General features: G+C 36.6%; 15 protein-coding genes and 1 pseudogene. All 16 read left to right on the top strand.

Annotation, left to right across the window (positions count from 1 at the left end):
* Nucleotides 1-56: 56 nt before the first annotated feature.
* The 16 genes and pseudogenes from H5J24_RS21305 to H5J24_RS21220 all read left to right on the top strand — a co-directional run bounded on the left by H5J24_RS21305 (nt 57) and on the right by H5J24_RS21220 (nt 18,298).
* Nucleotides 57-4,418: a CusA/CzcA family heavy metal efflux RND transporter gene (locus H5J24_RS21305; RefSeq protein ID WP_082811009.1), complete on the top strand. Its 4,362-nt coding sequence runs from the start codon at nt 57-59 to the stop codon at nt 4,416-4,418.
* A gap of 46 nt (nt 4,419-4,464) precedes the next feature.
* Entirely contained in the window at nt 4,465-5,694 is a 1,230-nt protein-coding gene (locus H5J24_RS21300) for an efflux RND transporter periplasmic adaptor subunit (RefSeq protein ID WP_068940390.1), read from the top strand.
* A gap of 125 nt (nt 5,695-5,819) precedes the next feature.
* Nucleotides 5,820-6,698 carry a bestrophin family protein gene (locus tag H5J24_RS21295; protein ID WP_068940385.1) on the top strand — a complete coding sequence of 293 codons (879 nt, stop codon included), beginning with the start codon at nt 5,820-5,822 and terminating at the stop codon, nt 6,696-6,698.
* A 14-nt stretch (nt 6,699-6,712) separates the two neighbouring features.
* Nucleotides 6,713-7,615, top strand: coding sequence for a cation diffusion facilitator family transporter (locus tag H5J24_RS21290; protein ID WP_068940383.1), 903 nt, complete (start codon nt 6,713-6,715; stop codon nt 7,613-7,615).
* Nucleotides 7,616-7,633: 18 nt separating this feature from the next.
* Complete coding sequence (locus H5J24_RS21285) at nt 7,634-8,053, top strand: Fur family transcriptional regulator (RefSeq protein WP_068940381.1); 420 nt, start codon at nt 7,634-7,636, stop codon at nt 8,051-8,053.
* A 44-nt stretch (nt 8,054-8,097) separates the two neighbouring features.
* Nucleotides 8,098-10,083, top strand: coding sequence for a heavy metal translocating P-type ATPase (locus H5J24_RS21280; RefSeq protein ID WP_068940380.1), 1,986 nt, complete (start codon nt 8,098-8,100; stop codon nt 10,081-10,083).
* A gap of 428 nt (nt 10,084-10,511) precedes the next feature.
* Entirely contained in the window at nt 10,512-10,874 is a 363-nt protein-coding gene (locus H5J24_RS21275) for a hypothetical protein (protein ID WP_068940379.1), read from the top strand.
* 182 nt (nt 10,875-11,056) lie between these two features.
* Nucleotides 11,057-11,329 (top strand): YHS domain-containing protein, encoded by a 273-nt coding sequence (locus tag H5J24_RS21270; protein ID WP_068940378.1) that lies wholly within the window; start codon nt 11,057-11,059, stop codon nt 11,327-11,329.
* A complete protein-coding gene (locus H5J24_RS21265; RefSeq protein ID WP_068940376.1) occupies nt 11,316-11,993 on the top strand; it encodes an SCO family protein in 678 nt (225 codons plus the stop codon). Before H5J24_RS21270 ends, H5J24_RS21265 begins: the two co-directional genes overlap by 14 nt.
* 183 nt (nt 11,994-12,176) lie before the next feature.
* On the top strand, nt 12,177-12,851 hold the full coding sequence (locus H5J24_RS21260) for a superoxide dismutase (RefSeq protein ID WP_068940374.1): 675 nt from the start codon (nt 12,177-12,179) through the stop codon (nt 12,849-12,851).
* Nucleotides 12,852-12,854: 3 nt separating this feature from the next.
* Nucleotides 12,855-13,226 (top strand): hypothetical protein, encoded by a 372-nt coding sequence (locus H5J24_RS21255; RefSeq protein WP_082811007.1) that lies wholly within the window; start codon nt 12,855-12,857, stop codon nt 13,224-13,226.
* Nucleotides 13,227-13,446: 220 nt separating this feature from the next.
* Complete coding sequence (locus H5J24_RS21250) at nt 13,447-14,370, top strand: hypothetical protein (protein ID WP_068940908.1); 924 nt, start codon at nt 13,447-13,449, stop codon at nt 14,368-14,370.
* A 4-nt stretch (nt 14,371-14,374) separates the two neighbouring features.
* Nucleotides 14,375-16,352, top strand: a pseudogene (locus H5J24_RS21235) (TonB-dependent receptor plug domain-containing protein).
* A gap of 44 nt (nt 16,353-16,396) precedes the next feature.
* The gene (locus tag H5J24_RS21230) at nt 16,397-16,801 is read left to right on the top strand and encodes an MbnP family protein (RefSeq protein ID WP_232815836.1); all 405 of its coding nucleotides are present in this window, start codon (nt 16,397-16,399) and stop codon (nt 16,799-16,801) included.
* Between the two features lie 14 nt (nt 16,802-16,815).
* Nucleotides 16,816-17,262 carry an MbnP family protein gene (locus H5J24_RS21225; RefSeq protein WP_346730007.1) on the top strand — a complete coding sequence of 149 codons (447 nt, stop codon included), beginning with the start codon at nt 16,816-16,818 and terminating at the stop codon, nt 17,260-17,262.
* Nucleotides 17,263-17,278: 16 nt separating this feature from the next.
* On the top strand, nt 17,279-18,298 hold the full coding sequence (locus tag H5J24_RS21220) for a cytochrome-c peroxidase (protein WP_068940904.1): 1,020 nt from the start codon (nt 17,279-17,281) through the stop codon (nt 18,296-18,298).
* Nucleotides 18,299-18,378 lie beyond the last annotated feature (80 nt).

Raw genomic sequence — 18,378 nt, 5'->3', positions numbered from 1 at the left:
TTTTTGCTGCAGTATTCTATACTGTAAGCCTTATTTTCAATAAAATTAAATAAATCGTGTTAGATAAAATCATAAAATTCAGTATCAAGAACAAGGCTGTCATTTGTATAATGACCTTGGTATTGGTTATTTGGGGAGCATGGAGTGCCAGCAAATTACCCATTGATGCCGTACCGGATATTACCAACAACCAGGTTCAGATCATTACGGCTTGTCCTACATTGGCAGGGCAGGAGGTAGAGCAATTGGTCACCTTTCCCATTGAACAAAGTATTGCCAATGTCCCGGATATTCAGGAAACAAGAAGTATTTCAAGATTCGGATTGTCTGTTATTACAGTAGTTTTCAAAGAAAATGTAGATGTTTACTTTGCCAGACAGTTAATTAACGAACAGTTAAAAAATGCAGTTGAAGAAATTCCTAAAGGAGTGGGAACTCCTGAATTAGCTCCTGTAAGTACAGGTCTTGGAGAAGTATATCAATACATCCTTCACCCTAAAAAAGGAAGTGAAAAGAAATATAATGCCAAGGAGCTTAGAACCATGCAGGACTGGATTGTTCGCAGACAGCTTAACGGAACTCCTGGAGTGGCCGAGATCAATAGTTTTGGAGGAGAATTAAAGCAATATGAAGTAGCTATTGATCCCAACCGATTGAAAGCAATGGGAACAAGCATTACCGAAATATTTACAGCCCTTGAAAAAAACAATCAGAATACAGGAGGAGCATATATTGATAAAAAGCCCAACGCCTACTTTATCCGTGGAATCGGGCTGGTAACTTCCCTGGAAGACATTAAAAATATTGCTGTTAAAAATGAAACAGGAAGTGTTCCTATTTTCATCAAAGATGTTGCTGATGTTCGTTTAGGAAGTGCCGTGCGTTATGGAGCCTTAACCTATGACGGAAAAGTAGACGCTGTAGGAGGAGTAGTGATGATGCTCAAAGGAGCCAACAGTAATGAAGTGGTAAATAACATCAAAGCAAAAATTCCAACCATTCAGAAATCACTTCCTGACGATGTGGTGATAGAACCGTTTCTGGACAGAACAGATTTAGTGGGAAGGGCAATCAATACGGTGGAGAAAAACCTGATAGAGGGAGCTCTGATTGTTATTTTCGTGCTTGTGGTTTTCCTTGGAAACCTGAGAGCCGGGCTTATTGTGGCATCAGCCATTCCGCTTTCCCTGTTATTTGCATTAGGAATGATGAATGTCTTTGGAGTAAGTGCGAATCTAATGAGCCTTGGAGCGATAGACTTTGGATTAATTGTTGACGGAGCGGTAATCATTGTAGAGGCAACACTCCATCATTTAGGCGTAAGAAAATCAATGCGGACTTTAACACAGTCTGAAATGGATGAAGAAGTTTTTCTTTCTGCCTCAAAGATCAGAAGCAGTGCCGCATTTGGGGAGATTATTATCCTGATTGTATATATTCCGATTCTTACTTTGGCGGGTGTAGAAGGAAAAATGTTTACCCCAATGGCCAAAACCGTAGGATTTGCGATCCTTGGAGCATTGATTCTTTCATTGACTTACATTCCAATGATGAGTGCTTTATTCTTGTCTAAAAAAGTATCGCACAAAGAAACTTTCTCTGATAAGATGATGAGTTATCTTCAGAAAATCTATCAGCCATTATTACAGAAAGCTATTAAAGTAAAATATATTATTGTTTCAGCAACAGTAGCTGTTTTTGTGATCGCAGCATTTGTCTTTAAAAATATGGGTGGTGAATTTATTCCCCAATTACAGGAAGGAGATTTTGCTTTCCACTGCATATTGCCACAGGGAAGTTCACTCAGCCAGAGTATAGAAACTTCAATGCAGGCTTCCAGATTGATCAAACAGTTTGATGAGGTGAAAATGGTCGTTGGTAAAACAGGGTCTGCCGAAGTTCCTACAGACCCGATGCCACCGGAAGCCACCGATATGATTGTCGTATTGAAGCCACAAAGTGAATGGAAAACCAAAAAATCCTATAATGAACTGGCAGATGAGATCAGTGAAAAACTGGAAACCATTCCTGGAGTCTTCTTTGAGAAAAACCAGCCTATTCAGATGCGTTTCAATGAATTGATGACAGGGATCAGACAGGATGTTGCCGTGAAGATCTTTGGAGAAAACTTAGATTCATTGGCGGTATATGCTGATAAGGTTGGAAAAATCATTCAGACTGTGGATGGAGCAACAGCTCCTCAGATTGAAAGGGTAAGCGGCCTTCCACAGATCAATGTGCAATATGACAGAACAAGAATTGCCAATTATGGATTAAATATAGAAGATGTCAACAATGCGGTAAGTACCGCTTTTGCAGGAAAAGCTGCCGGACAGGTTTTTGAAAATGAAAGACGTTTTGATCTGGTAGTCCGTTTAGACAGTCTTCACAGAACTGATATTTCTGACGTGAATAATCTGATGATCACCTCGGCTACAGGAGCTCAGATTCCATTGTCTCAGGTTGCGAATGTAAGTTATAAACTTGGCCCTGCACAGATCAGCCGTGAGCAGGGAAAACGTAGAATCGTAATAGGATTCAATGTTAAAGGGCGTGATGTGGAAAGTGTGGTGAAAGATATTCAGACTAAGCTGGATAAAGTAAAATTACCATCCGGATACTACTTTACGTATGGTGGGCAGTTTGAAAATCTTCAGGAAGCCAGTAAGCGTCTGTTGATCGCAGTTCCTGTCTCATTGCTGCTTATTTTTATGCTGCTGTATTTCACGTTTAAATCATTCAAGCAGGCTGCTTTGATCTTTACAGCAATTCCAATGAGTGCCATTGGAGGAGTCTTTGCGCTTGTGGTAAGAGACATGCCATTCAGTATCAGTGCCGGAATCGGATTTATTGCCCTCTTTGGGGTCGCGGTTCTTAATGGAATTGTATTGATCGGAACCTTTAACCAGCTCGAAAAAGAAGGCGAAACAGATATCTTAAAACGTGTTTTTGAAGGAACCAAAACCAGACTAAGACCTGTTCTGATGACCGCGACCGTAGCTTCCCTCGGATTTTTACCGATGGCTATTTCTACAGGAGCCGGAGCAGAAGTGCAAAAGCCTTTAGCTACCGTTGTTATTGGAGGTTTGGTAACGGCTACATTCCTCACATTATTTGTGCTGCCAATGCTGTACATTATTTTTAACACAAAGATTTTGAAGAGAAAAAATAATAATATGCAATCATTTACCATTGTTATTATACTGGGATTAATGATGCTGGGGCAGACGTTTAAAGCTCAGTCCAGACCAATTTCTGTAGAGGAAGCGGTGCAGATGGCGATTAATAATAATTTGACTTTACAATCAAAAGATTTAAGTATTAAATCAGCAGAAGCGCTGCGTCCAACAGCTAAAGAGCTTCCCAAATTAAGCTTTGATGCCCAGTTGGGACAATACAACAGTCCAAAATTTGACCAATCTTTTGCCATTTCACAGAATATCCCTTTTCCAACTTTGTTTAAAGCCAGAAAAGAACTTATCAATGAAAATATTAAGAGTAGACAGATCGATAAGGAGATCACAACCAATGAATTGATAAAAGACGTTCGTACTTACTATTATCAGATTGAATACCTTCAGTACAATAAAGAAAAACTGACCAGTCTTGCTGGTTTTTATGACGAATTTATCAGAATTGCAACAGTAAGATTTAAAGCGGGTGACATCAAAAAAATAGAGATTAATACCGCAGAAACTCAAAAAGGAGAAATTGATCTGCTATTGAAACAAAACGATGTCTATTTGAATAATGCCTATAAAAATCTGAAAACCCTTCTGAATACCTCGGAAAATCTGGAAGTACCATCCAATATAAACTATGAACCTTTAAAAGCCGAAAATATATTAGACAGTACAGTGGTTGCTAATAATCCTACCGTAAAAGCTTTTTATCAGGAAATGGAAATAGCAGAGAAGAATAAAAAGGTTGAAAAAGCTACAGGATTACCGGATTTTAGTTTGGGATATACCAATCAGTCCTTGATAGGTTTTCATACCATTAATGGGCAGGAGAATTTTTATGATTCAGGAAAACGTTTCCAGTCGGCAACAGTTGGTGTAGCCATTCCATTGACCTTTGGTGCTACAAAAGCCAGAATGCAGGCATTGGAATATGATAAACTGGTAGCAGAAACGAATGCAAAAATGCAAAAGAAACAGCTTACAGCTCAATTGGAAAATGCTTTCAATCAGTATCAGCAGGACATTCAGCAATATGATTATTATACCCATCAGGCATTACCCAATGCTGAGAAAATTGTAAAAGCAGCCCAGTTAGGATATAAGACAGGTGAGATTTCTTATGTAGAATATCTTTTTGCCCTACAAACGGCAACCAATATTCAATTAAAATATCTGGAATCTATTCAGCAGGTGAACCAGGCTGTAGTGACCATTAACTCAATCATTAATAAATAATATGAAGTCGATTGCATACGACCTTAGAATCAATAAAAATTCAAATATGAAACTCAAATATAACATCATAGCCCTTGTATTCATTTCTCTGTTGGCGGTAAGCTGTGGAAAAAAAGAAGCTGCGGAAGAAAAAGCTGCTGAAAAAACAGAGCAGAAAGAACAGGCGCATGAAGAAGAACCGCAAACCATTGCCTCTCTTACAGAAGAACAAATGAAATCTGTTGGCGTGGCTTTGGGATCGGTAGAAATGAAAGAACTTACCTCAACGATTAAAGCCAATGGTCTTTTGAGTGTTCCTAATAGCAATAAGGCAACCATCACTTCTTTGTACGGGGGAATTATTAAAACCATAAACATCCAGGTAGGAAGTATTGTAAAAAAAGGACAAGTAATTGCAACCATTGCCAATCCTGAATACATCCAGCTTCAGGAAGATTATTTAACCACCAACAGCAGAATTACCTATGCTGAGCAAGAGTTCAGAAGACAAAGAGAGCTTTTTGATAATGATGCCGGTGCGAAGAAGAATCTTCAAAATGCTGATGCCGAATTGAAGACGCTGCGAACTAAAAGAGCCTCTCTTTTAAAACAGCTTCAAATGATGGGAATTAATCCGGGAAATGTAAACAATGGTAACATGAGATCCGGTTTGGTAATTACTGCTCCAATCAGTGGTACCATTAGTGGAATTACAGCGCAGATAGGAAGTTATGTAGATATTTCTTCTCCTGTGGCTACTGTGATTGATAATGGTTCTATTCACCTGGATCTTCAGGTGTTTGAAAAAGATCTTCCGAAAATGAGAGTAGGGCAGATTGTACATTTCAAACTTACTAATAATCCTGAAACAGAATATGATGCTAAGATTTACAGCATTGGATCTTCTTTTGAAAATGAGAGTAAGACTATTTCGATGCACTGTGAAGTGATCGGGAATAAATCAGGATTAATTGATGGGATGAATATTACAGGGATGGTAAGTCTTGATAAAAGTGTTACTCCTGCTGTTCCTACAGAAGCCATCGTAGAAGCTGACGGAAAATTCTATGTTTTTATTCAAACCGATAAGAAAGTAGAAGAGGAACATGAGGAAAAAGGAAAACCTCATCCGAAAACTTTAAACTTCGAGAAAATAGAAGTAGTGAAAGGAACTTCAGATATGGGCTATACTGCCATTACGCCTGTCGGAAATATTCCGGACAATGCTAAAATTGTAGTAAAAGGAGCCTTTTTTGTGAATGCTAAACTAGTAAATTCAGGAGAACATGAACATTAATGAAAGGGATTAGAATCAGTAAAATGTCGATTTTTATACGTAAATTAGAACTGTTTACGGACTTATTACAAAAACCGGCTGAGGAAAGTAAAGATTATCTTACAAACTTTAATACATGACTTATTATGCTATTAAACAAAAAAATATCAGTCTGGTATTTCATCCGTGAAATAAAAACTCAGATTCTGTTCATCGGGATATTTGCGATAGCCATCGGACTTTTGGATATGCTTCCATGGTTTCGGAAAATTTCACTTCCACTGAATATTCCTGCACTTTTGGGAACAGCGGTATCATTACTGCTGGCATTCAGAACTTCTCAATCTTATGAAAGATGGTGGGAAGCAAGAACGGTTTGGGGAGCTATTGTGAATGATTCCAGAACCTTTGTAAGACAGGTGATTCAGTTTTTACCCACTGAAGATCATAAAACGGTCAAAGAATTTGCAGAACGGCAGATTATCTGGACTTATGCTTTGGGAGAATCATTGAGGAAATTACCTTTTTCAGATAAAGTGCAGGCTTACTTGGATGAAAATCAGATCAAAGCTGTTAATATTCCAAATGCTCTCCTGGATGCACATTCAAAGCAGCTTAAGGAAATTGGAACGTCAAAGTTGACAGACTTTCAGCAAATGCAGCTGAATGATATGCTAACAAGGCTCTGTGACAGCATGGGGAAATGTGAAAGATTAAAAAATACTGTTTTTCCAAGAGCTTACAGCATTCTGGTTCATACCTTGATCTATGTATTTGCTATTATACTGCCATTTGGATTAGACGATTCACAGCTGATTGTAGAGATTCTCATTACTTTCCTGGTTCCGATTGTATTCATTGCCATAGAAAAAACTTCCATTATGATGCAGGATCCATTTGAAAACAAACCGGTGGATACTCCGATGACTTCTCTGGCTCAAACCATAGAAATCAATATCAGACAAATGATGGGAGAGCAAAACGTTCCTTTGAAAAAAGAAAATACATCATATTATGAAATGTAAATAAGCCATTAATTATGGAAAACACCCAAACACAAATACAGACTCCCTCCGCAGCAAGCAGACATAAAAAAAACCTGTTGATCGTACTATGTCTTAGTGGAACTTATCTCATTGCTGAGGTTATAGGCGGAATTGTTACCAATAGTCTAGCATTACTAGCGGATGCTGCACATATGCTTACTGATGTAGTAGGCTTATTATTGGCATTTATAGCCATAAAAATTGGAGAAAAAAAAGCAGATCCTTCCAGAACGTATGGATATTATCGTACCGAAATATTAGCAGCAGTTATCAATGCTGTGGTTTTGCTGGGAATTTCGATCTATGTGTTGTTTGAAGCGTATCAGCGATTTCAGAATCCACCGGAAGTACAGAGCAAATCAATGTTGATTGTAGCAGGGATAGGATTAGTGGTCAATATTGTCGGGATGATGATCCTTAGAAAAGATTCAGAAGGAAGCCTGAATATGAAAGGAGCTTATTTTGAAGTGCTTTCCGATATGTTAACTTCCGTAGGAGTAATGATTGCCGGAATTATTATGCTGACAACAGGCTGGTATTACGCCGATCCGTTGATTTCGGCAGCCATCGGACTCTTAATATTTCCAAGAACATGGAGGCTTTTGAAAGAAGCCATCAATGTATTACTGGAAGGAACTCCGGCTGACGTGGATATTCATGCATTGAGAAAATCATTGGAGCAGATTCAGGGGGTAAAGAATGTTCATGACCTTCACGTATGGTCGTTGACCTCCAGTGTTAATGCAATGAGCGCTCATGTTGTGAAAGATAATGGAGTCTCTCAGAATCAATTGTTAAAAATACTGACGGATACTACTGTTGAAAATTTTAAGATAAACCATACAACCTTTCAGATCGAGGAAGGGGGATATGAAGAAAATGAAGTACATCTGTAATATTTTAAAAGATTAAAAATGAAAAAAGATATAGAAAATAAACTCATCGATAAAAATACCAAGCCTACCAGCATGAGGATTTTGGTCTATGATTTTTTAAGCTCACAAGACACTGCATTGTCTTTGTCTGAAATAGAAAATCATTTTGAGAATGCAGACCGGATTACCATTTACAGAACATTAAAAACCTTTGAAGAAAAAGGAATCGTTCACAGTATCCAGGAAAATACTACCACAAAATACAAGTTATGTGATGACGATTGTGATGAAAAAACGCATAAAGACTGGCATCTTCATTTCTATTGTAAAATATGCAAGCAGACCACCTGTAAAGAAGATATTTCCTTCCCGGAAAACATTCAAACCAATTTCCGGATCGATGAAATAAGACTCTTTGCGAAAGGAATCTGTGAAAATTGTCTTGAAAGTTTGCAATAGCATTGCATCAGTCTCACCATTAAATTTGTATAAAAATATCAGTTATGGAAAAATGCTGTAGTACAACCCCGGAAAAAGATCCAAAAGGACATACTCATCATCATTCAGAAGGAGATGGGCATAACCATGACCATGATGACCATGGCCATTCTCATGACACTGGCGATCAGACCATCCTTCAAATGTTTTTGCCGGCGATTATATCTTTTGTGATCTTATTAGTAGGAATTGCTTTTGACAATTATATAAAACAAGCATGGTTTACAGGATGGGTACGCTTAGTCTGGTACTTGGCAGCTTATATTCCTGTGGGATTTCCGGTATTGAAGGATGCGTTTAAAAGTATTATCAAAGGCGATGTTTTTTCAGAATTCTTTCTGATGAGTATTGCCACTATTGGAGCCTTTGCGATCGGAGAATATCCTGAAGGAGTTGCGGTAATGCTTTTTTATGCTGTAGGAGAGGTTTTCCAGTCTATGGCAGTAACAAGAGCCAAAGGGAATATTAAAGCGTTATTGGATCAACGGCCTGATGAGGTTACGATTATGGACAATAATCAGCCTAAAACTATTAAAGCTAAAGAAACCAAAATAGGAGATGTGATCCAGTTGAAACCTGGTGAAAAGCTGGCGCTGGATGGTGAGCTGATTTCTGATTCAGCTTCATTCAATACCGCAGCTTTAACCGGGGAAAGTAAACCGGATACTAAAAATAAGGGTGAAGTTGTTTTGGCTGGGATGATTAATATGAACAGTATTGCTTTAGTGAAAGTAACAACTGCTTATGAAGACAGTAAATTAAGCAAAATCTTAGAATTAGTTCAGAATGCTACTGCACAAAAAGCCCCTACAGAATTATTCATCAGAAAATTTGCAAAAGTATATACGCCGATCGTTGTATTTCTGGCTATAGGAATTACTTTTTTACCTTATTTCTTTGTGAGTGATTATCTGTTTAGAGACTGGTTGTACAGAGCATTGATCTTCCTTGTGATTTCATGTCCTTGTGCTTTGGTGATCTCTATTCCGTTAGGATACTTTGGAGGAATCGGAGCAGCCAGCAGAAACGGAATTCTATTTAAAGGAAGCAACTTCTTAGACAGCATTGCAGAGATTCAAAATGTAGTGATGGATAAAACCGGAACCATGACGGAAGGAGTTTTCAAAGTTCAGGAAGTAAGCATTAGCCCTGAGTTTAAAAAAGATGAAATCATGCAGCTGGTCAATTTACTGGAAAGTAAAAGTACACACCCGGTAGCTACAGCCATCCACAATTATGTAGGAGATATTAATTATTCCATTCCGATGGAAAGTGTAGAGGAAATTGCAGGGCACGGATTAAAAGCTACAGTCAATGGTAAAGAGTTGTTGGTAGGGAATTTTAAATTAATGGATAAATTCAATATCAGTTATGATATCAACCATGCTAATATTGTATATACTCTTATTGCTATAGCGTATGATAAAAAATTCGCAGGATATATTACCATTGCAGACAGTATTAAAGGAGATGCAAAAGAAACGGTTGACAACCTTCATAGAATGGGCGTAAAAGCTACGATGTTAAGCGGTGACAAAGGAACTGTTGTAAAGTATGTAGCCGATCAATTGGGTATTGATAATGCATTTGGAGATCTTCTTCCGGAAGATAAAGTGAATAAAGTAAAAGAGATCAAAGCCAAAAATCAAACGGTAGCCTTTGTAGGTGATGGAGTGAATGATGCTCCGGTAGTGGCTTTAAGTGATGTAGGAATTGCAATGGGAGGTTTAGGAAGTGATGCTACGATTGAAACTGCAGATGTCGTGATTCAGGATGATAAACCGAGTAAAATTCCAATGGCAATCAATATTGGTAAACAAACGAAAAAAATCGTTTGGCAGAATATTATTCTTGCTTTTGCCGTAAAAGCAGTGGTTCTTGTACTTGGAGCAGGAGGTCTGGCAACCATGTGGGAAGCCGTTTTTGCAGATGTGGGTGTTGCTTTGCTGGCGATTTTAAACGCGGTAAGAATTCAGCGAATGAAGTTTTAAAAATTAAAAACATACAACTATATTATATTAATGAAGGCTCTGCTGATTATAGCGGAGTCTTTTTTTATGAATATTAATAAAATGTTTGTTGGAATACGCAAGGGCACAAAGGTTTTATTCTTCTTGTTGATATTTTAAGATGCAAGAAAATCAAAGATTTCAGCAATAATTCATAATTCTTTTGATTGAACTATTGACCAGAAACCTATAAGGTTTTAAAAATTTTTTCCATAAAAATCATCTTAGCCATAAATATACAATAATCAATTTTATCGCAGATAAAATCTTGACATCTTAAAAAGGTGATCTTAAAAGCTCTCTATACATTCTCGTATTCCAGCAAAACAGAAAAAACTATCAATGACATTCATCATAAATAGAACAGAAACAATTTTGAAGTAGTATATTTGTAATACAGAACTGAAGAATTGAGGTTATTTATTTCCATATTTATCATTTTTACAGTTGCAGTACGTCCTGTTCTGCCATTGGTAAACTATGCGGTAAATTATGATTATATTGTGAAAAACCTCTGTGAAAAACGGGAAATCCCTCAGTCTACCTGTAAAGGAAAATGCTACGTTGAAAAAGAACTGGCAAAAACAGAAAAACAATCTAACAGTTCACAAACTGTAAAAATTGCCGGATTAGATGTTTTTCTTTCTCATGAAATCCTTTCTTTTTCAGATAAAAAAGATACTGAATTACAGGATGAGACTCCGGATTCATATTATTTTGATTCCCATTCTTCAGATTATTTTTCAAGGATATTCCATCCTCCTTTAGTTTAGTGTTCTATATTGAACTAGGATTTTAGTTTTGCCTAAAGTCTATTTAAACAATTCGTTACAGATTAACCTAAAAAACTTTGTTAGTAGGAATTTATATAATTCCCACTGAGCGTATGGTTATTGTGATGTACCGTTTAGCCTCATAATTGTATTCAATAATATTAATTTCAATTGATTATTAAATGAAATCTCCAGTTATTTTGATAGCTCTGCTGTCAATTACCCTGTTTTCCTGTGCCAAAGAACCTCAGGTAAAACATAAAAGTCATATGGATTCTTCCGGAGAAAATATAAAAAATGTTCAGGTAGTGAACAAAGAAGATCCTATCTGCCACATGAAAACGGCAGGTTCATTAAAAGATACTGCGGTATATAAGGCTAAGGTATATGGCTTCTGCAGTTCGTATTGTAAAGATGAATTCAAGAAAAATCCTGAAAGTTATGTCCAAAAATAATCAGAAGAATAACAAGAGTAAGATTATTATTCCGATTGCTGTTTTTGCCCTACTGTTTTTAGGAATAGGGATTGGAATGAGTTATTTTAAAAAGAATCTTTACACAGTGATGAAGGTTCCTGATTTTGAATTGACAGATCAGAACGGTAAAAAAATTACCAATAAAGATATGTTGGGGAAAGTTTATTTGGTAGAATTTTTCTTCAGTAAATGTCCTACCATTTGTCCGGTAATGAATACGAACATGAAAGCGATTCAAAACCAGGTAAATACCCCTGATTTCGGAATAATTTCCATTAGTATAGATCCTGAAAATGATACGCCGGAAGCTTTAAAGGAGCATGCACAAAGAATCGGAGCGAAATCTCCCAATTGGCATTTCCTGACAGGGGATAGATCTTACATTGGTAAACTTGCTGATCAGTTCAATATCTATGTTGGTGATAAGGAAGACGAGGCAGAAAGTCTTAATCATAGTGGTATGATTGCTCTTGTAGATGGAAAGGGAAATATCAGATGCCGGTATAATAAAGAAAATATGCCTATCCTTTATTATTCAGGATTAAACTATGAAGATCCGGAAGGAAAAACTCCGAAACTAACCGGAAAGTACCACCCGGACAGAGAAATTCTGATTGAAGACATTAAGAAGTTATTGAACTAGGAGAGAAGACAGGAAGAGGGGAGCTGGAAGTACTTATAGTTTACTGTAATAATATCAGTTTTCTAAAAAGTAATAAGTGTAGAAAAGGAAAGGCTTTAATATTGGGACTTATATAACTTCCATCTTCCATCCTCAAACTTCCATCCTTCAAAAAAATATTGTTAAACCATATAACAAAACATTATGAAGATTATGAAAATAGCTGCTTTAGGAGCAGTATTTGCAGCTCAGTTTACACTGGCACAATTTAAACAAACGCCTTTACCTTATGCTTATGATGCATTGGAAGGGTCTATAGATGCACAAACAATGGAGATCCATTATTCAAAGCATGGGGCAGCCTATGCAAGCAACCTGAATAAAGCGATCGCAGGAACTCCACAGGAAAAAGAAACTTTGATTAAAATTCTTTCTGAGACTTCAAAACTAAGTCCTGCAGTAAGAAATAATGCTGGTGGGCATTATAACCACGAGTTGTTCTGGACTATCCTTACTCCAGAGAAGAATACCCAGCCTTCTGCAAAATTAGCCAAAGCTATTACCGAAACTTTCGGAAGTATGGATGCTTTTAAAGAAAAGATGAGTAAAGCCGGTGCAGATCGTTTTGGCTCAGGATGGGCTTGGCTTTCTGTAGATAAAAACGGAAAACTTTTCGTTTCTTCAACCCCTAATCAGGATAACCCGTTGATGGATATTGTAGAAGAAAAAGGAACTCCTATTCTTGGAATAGATGTTTGGGAGCATGCTTATTACCTGAAATATCAGAATAAAAGAGCGGATTATCTTTCAGCAATCTGGAATGTGCTGAACTGGAAAGAAGTCAGCAAAAGATATGAGGCTGCTTTAAGCAAAAAATAATTTATGAAATTTATTTACAGCATACTTTTTATAGGCTATATGGTGTTCAGACCTCTGATACCACTGGCTGAGTATGCTGTAAATTATAATTATATCGTTAACACCCTTTGTGTCAATAAAAGTAAGCCCGATCTTCATTGTAACGGAAAATGCTACCTGAGCAAAGAGTTGGCAAAAGCCAATAACGAGACAGAATCTACACCTTTTAATAAAATAAAAAACTCAGGGCAGAAAATTCTTGATATGTATACTCTGCCTGAGATTACAGAGGTTACCATCATCGGAAAAATTACATCTTTCACTTTCCACTCTATCTATGAAACGGTCTATTCTTTTCTGTTTCTGAATCACATTTTCAAACCACCGGTTTTTTAGTATTCTCCTATAGAAAATTAACCACAAAAGCTTATTTAAGATACCTTGAATACGTTTAATGTGCCTATTTAATAACGGGTTATGACTTATCCACACTCTGTGGATAACTTTAAAACACATTAAATTTTCTAAAATCTTTGTGCCTTTTGTGGTAAAAAAAAATTGAATGTTTCAGCATTCAAAGTATTTCTATTGTATTCTTTCAACTAAAAAATCAACAATGAAAATATATCAGATTTTCATAATGAGTCTTTTGTTGATGGCTGTTTCCTGCACCCTCGACAAAACTGATTATGAAAGCGAAATCAACACAGCCGTTCCGGAACACTATGAATTTAAAGAAGCGGCGGCTATCAATAAAGATCAGTATAAAATAAGCATAGAGACTTTAAACGGAACATTTTATCAGGGATATAATGAAATCAGGGTAAGAATTATCAATACTCAGACCAACGAAAATATCAATGCTTCGAACATTACTTTTTTACCCATCATGACAAAAGCTGATGGAAGTAAAACTTCATGTCCTTATCAATACGCTTTAGACTATAAGTCGGATGGTAAATATTATTCAGGGTATTCTGTATTTACTGATAAAAACAATTCTACAGTAAGTTGGAAACTTTATCTGAATTTCAAAGTGAAAGAGGAAATGTATACGATCAATAAAGATATTATTGTGAATGAACAGAGTAATAAAAATCTTAATATGACTTCGTTTACAGGGAATGATGGTGAGCAATATTATATCGCACTTATTGCCCCTCAAAAACCCAAAGTGGCAGAAAATAAACTGATCGCTGGAATTTACAAATATAATAAGCCTGCTGCTTCATCCGGAAGTTTTCCTGATCCTTCACAGTTTTCATACTCGGAGGTAAAAGGATATACTTTGAAATTAGATCCAAGAATGCCGGAACCATCCATGGGAAATCATTCTTCTCCCAATAATCAGGACTTAATACAGGGAAATGACGGATTGTATCATGGTATTGTCAACTATACCATGACAGGAAACTGGACTTTGAATTTTATCATGCTGAATCAAAATGGTAAGATCATTAAAGGAACTAAGGTCTCAACAGACTTTACGCCAGGGGTTCCGGGAGCTAAAAGTGAACTTTTTATTGATACCCTATTCTAAAATAATGAAGCAGTTTGGAATTATATTGATCTTTTTGGGTGTTGCTATCAATGCACAACACCGAAAAGTAAAAAAAGACAGTATTGCTCATATCGCTGAGGTAAAAGTAAAAAGCAATAAAAGAAAATTGAAACGGAAATGAAAATGGCCGTTTCAGTGGATGAATTTTTGGCATCTTCTGATAAAATCAGTTTTATAAAACGTGGAGCCTATGCTTGGGAACCGTTGCTCAACAACATGAGTACAGAAAGATCTGTCATCACTCTTGATGGGATGCGCATCTTTGGGGCATGCACTGATAAAATGGATCCGGTTACCTCGTATATGGAAAGCAATACTCTTTCAGGAATAGATATAAAATCAGGTCAGGAAGGGAGTTCGCATGGAGCAACAATAGCAGGAAGTATTGATCTGAAAAGAAAAAGCACTCCTTTTGGTCTTGAAAAAAATGGAATGGAGCCTATCAGACTGGTTTTGAATTTAATAATAAACAGTTTTTCAATCTTGGAAATATTTCTTATTCCGGGAGCAAACTTGTGGTAGATGGAAGCATTTCTTTCCGGAAGGCAGGTAATTATTATGACGGAAATGATGCTGAAGTGAATCACTCTCAATATAATAAATTCAATACCGGAATTGGAATCGCTTACAAAACAAGTTCCTTATCTTCAGTGAAAGTGGATGCAATCTTTGATATGGCGAAAAATGTTGGGTTTCCTGCCTTACCAATGGATTTATGGCTTTCCCGAGCTATGATTACCTCAGCATCTTATAAACAATTGTTTAAAGAAGGATTAATTAAATCGTGGGATACAAAAATCTATTTCAACACCATTGAGCATTATATGGATGATACAAAGCGTCCTGAAAATCTGGTACACATGGATATGCCGGGATGGAGTACTACTTATGGGCTGGTCTCTTCAATGAACCTCACAAAAGAGCGGTATACCTCAGACATAGAACTTAATGCCTACAATAATACATCGATTGCAGAAATGCGTATGTATCCTCAGGATAGAGAGAACAGAACCATGTTTGCATATAGCTGGCCTTGGGTAACGACACGTTTTGCCAGTCTTTCGATGAATAATAAATGGGACATATCGGATAAAAGCCGTTTGAGTTTCGGAGGATCATTAGGATTGAATTATAATGAGTCTAAATATCCTGAATTCAACTGGATCTTTCATCCGGGAGCATCACCGAAAAAGACTAGAATCCTTCCCAGTCTGCATGCAGGATATCAATTTACCAACCACCATTTTAATTTTTCTTTAGGAACGGGTTACGGACACAGAGCGCCTTCTGTTTCAGAAGGATATGGGTATTATATCTACAACAGCTTTGATCGCTATGATTATATTGGAAATCCTGATTTAAAAAATGAAATTTCCTATGAAACCAATGCCAGTGCAGGTTTTAAAAATGAAAAAATGAATATTGAAGCCAAAGTAAATTACTTCTATATTCAGAATTATATTATAGGAAGAATTTTAAGTCTTGGAAGTCCTATGAATTATCAATCGGTAGGAGTGAAAGCTTATACTTCACTGGAGCATGCCACACTTTTTAACATGTCTTTGAATGCCAATTACAGCATTATTCCGGATTTACATTGGAAAGGAACGCTGACGTATGCAAGAGGAAGAGATGATAAAGGAAAAAATCTGCCTTTCATCCGCCCTTTAAGTTATCTGACTTCTTTACATTATTCCTATGGCAATTTTGGAATTCAGACCTCTATAAATGGAGATTTTATCCAGCTCAATTACAGTCCGGAATATGGTGAAGATCAGACACCAGCATACACCATATGGAATCTTTCCATGGATTATGCTTTCAAAATCAAAAAACTTAAGACCGTTTTTCAGGTAGGAGCCGAAAACCTGTTAAACAAATATTACAGCACCTATGCAGACTGGGGAAATATCCCAAGAATGGGCCGTAATATTTATACGTCTTTAAAATTCAACTTTTAAAGATGACAGAAACTTTAATTAAAACAACAACTAAAATTTTTAAAATGCAAAACTTAAAACAATATCTACTATTATCAGCTTTTTCATTAGGTGTAATTTCTTGCCAGAACAGCGATGATAATCCTGTTGCCAATAATGTTACCCTTGAATTTAAGAATACGTTTAAAAATGAAACGATTGTTCTTGGAGGATCCACTTCTGGTACAGCTACAACCAATACCTCAGCAGAAGGACAGGTTCACCATTTTTCAGAATTGAAATATGTAATAAGTAATATTCGACTGGTAAAAGCAGATGGGAATGAAGTTCCTTATAAAGTTAATGACCTGGATCAAGGTGCTACAGTGATTGACCAATCAAAACCGGAAACGCTTCGTTATTTACTGAGCAATATCCCTGCCGGAGAGTATAAAAAAATCAAATTCGGACTAGGAGTAAAAAAGATCTGAATGTTTTGGATCAGGTGAAGTTTCCAAAGTTTTATGCTACCGCAGGTGCCAATGATACCCAAATGATGTGGGAGTGGGGAGCTGGTTATCGTTTTACAAAAATCGAAGGTTTCTATGGAACGGATAACAAACAGATGTCTATCCACACAGGGAGTACTATAAAAGGATCAGAAGGTAATTTTACCCAGGGAGTAGATGCGTATAGAGATGTTACTTTAGATCTTTCTCAACATGCGATTGTGGATAACAAAGCTCCTAAAATTATTATTAAAGCAGATTTTGATAAGCTGTTGACGGGCAAAATTAATACGATTGTATTGGTTACGGGAACAGGATCAGATGGCAATGCCACTCCGAATATTCATACTGCTAACCAAATGGTAAAATTTGTTGATAACCTCGGTGGTAACGGTTCAAGTGATATTTCCGGAATGTTTTCAGTGAGCAGTGTTGAAAATTAGACTCTACTCTGCTGCAATGAAAAAAGGATTAAATATTTTAGTGATTCTTATTCTGTTAATATCATGTAATAATGATCGTTATGAGCCTATTTCTGACGATAATCCACAAATTTCACTCAATATTCCGTCTGGATTTCCGGAACTAAATAATTCGGTGAACTCTAACAGTCCTACAAAATATGGGATAGAGTTGGGGAAAAAATTATTTAATGAGAAAAGGCTAAGTACAGATAATAGTATTTCCTGCTCTAGTTGTCATATACAGGAAAATGCCTTTGCCGATAATAATGCACAGGGAATAGGAATTCAGAATAGAGTAGGATTACGAAATGTGCCGGCTATTCAGAACATGCTGTTTATGAAGTTTTATAATTGGGATGGCAATATTCTTCAATTGGAAAATCAACCCCTGGTTCCTATTATCACTCATGAAGAAATGGGTTCTTCTATTCTGGAGGTGATAGGGAAAATAAGGGATGATATGATGTATAAAGATCTGTTCCGAAAAGCATTTGGAGACGAAACTATTACTGCTGAAAGGATTTATAAAAGTATTGCTCAATATGAGTACACTCTGATTTCTGCCAATAGTAAATATGATAAGGTAAAAAGAAAAGAAGGAGAAACTTTCACGGAAAACGAGGCCCTGGGATATCAGACTTTTCAACAGAAATGTGTGAGTTGCCATAGTACGGAATTGTTTACCGATCAAAGTTTTAGAAATATAGGATTTCCCTTAAATCCGGATACCAATGAAGCAGGGCGTGGAAGAGTTACTGGTATTCAGGAAGATTATATGAGTTTTCGGGTTCCTTCTTTACGAAATGTAGAATACACAGCTCCTTACGGAAGTTTTGGACAATTTCCGACTTTAAAGGCTGTTCTGGATTATTTCGATAAAGGTGTTTTGGATGCCGATAATCTTGATCCTGTCTTTAAAAATAATAAAAACAGAATTCCTCTCACAGAGCAAGAAAAGACTAATCTTATCCTGTTTATGAAAACACTGAGCGATCGTGAATTTGTGAAAAAATAATCATTGATAAAAACAGTGGAATTCAATAAAAAATTATTATTTACATCCCGTTACAATGTAGCGGGATTTTTCATGTTTAT

The organism is Chryseobacterium capnotolerans (genome assembly GCF_021278965.1).
Taxonomy (GTDB): domain Bacteria; phylum Bacteroidota; class Bacteroidia; order Flavobacteriales; family Weeksellaceae; genus Chryseobacterium; species Chryseobacterium capnotolerans.
Note: the sequence above shows the minus strand (reverse complement) of the source record. Positions and strands in the feature narration are given on the sequence as shown.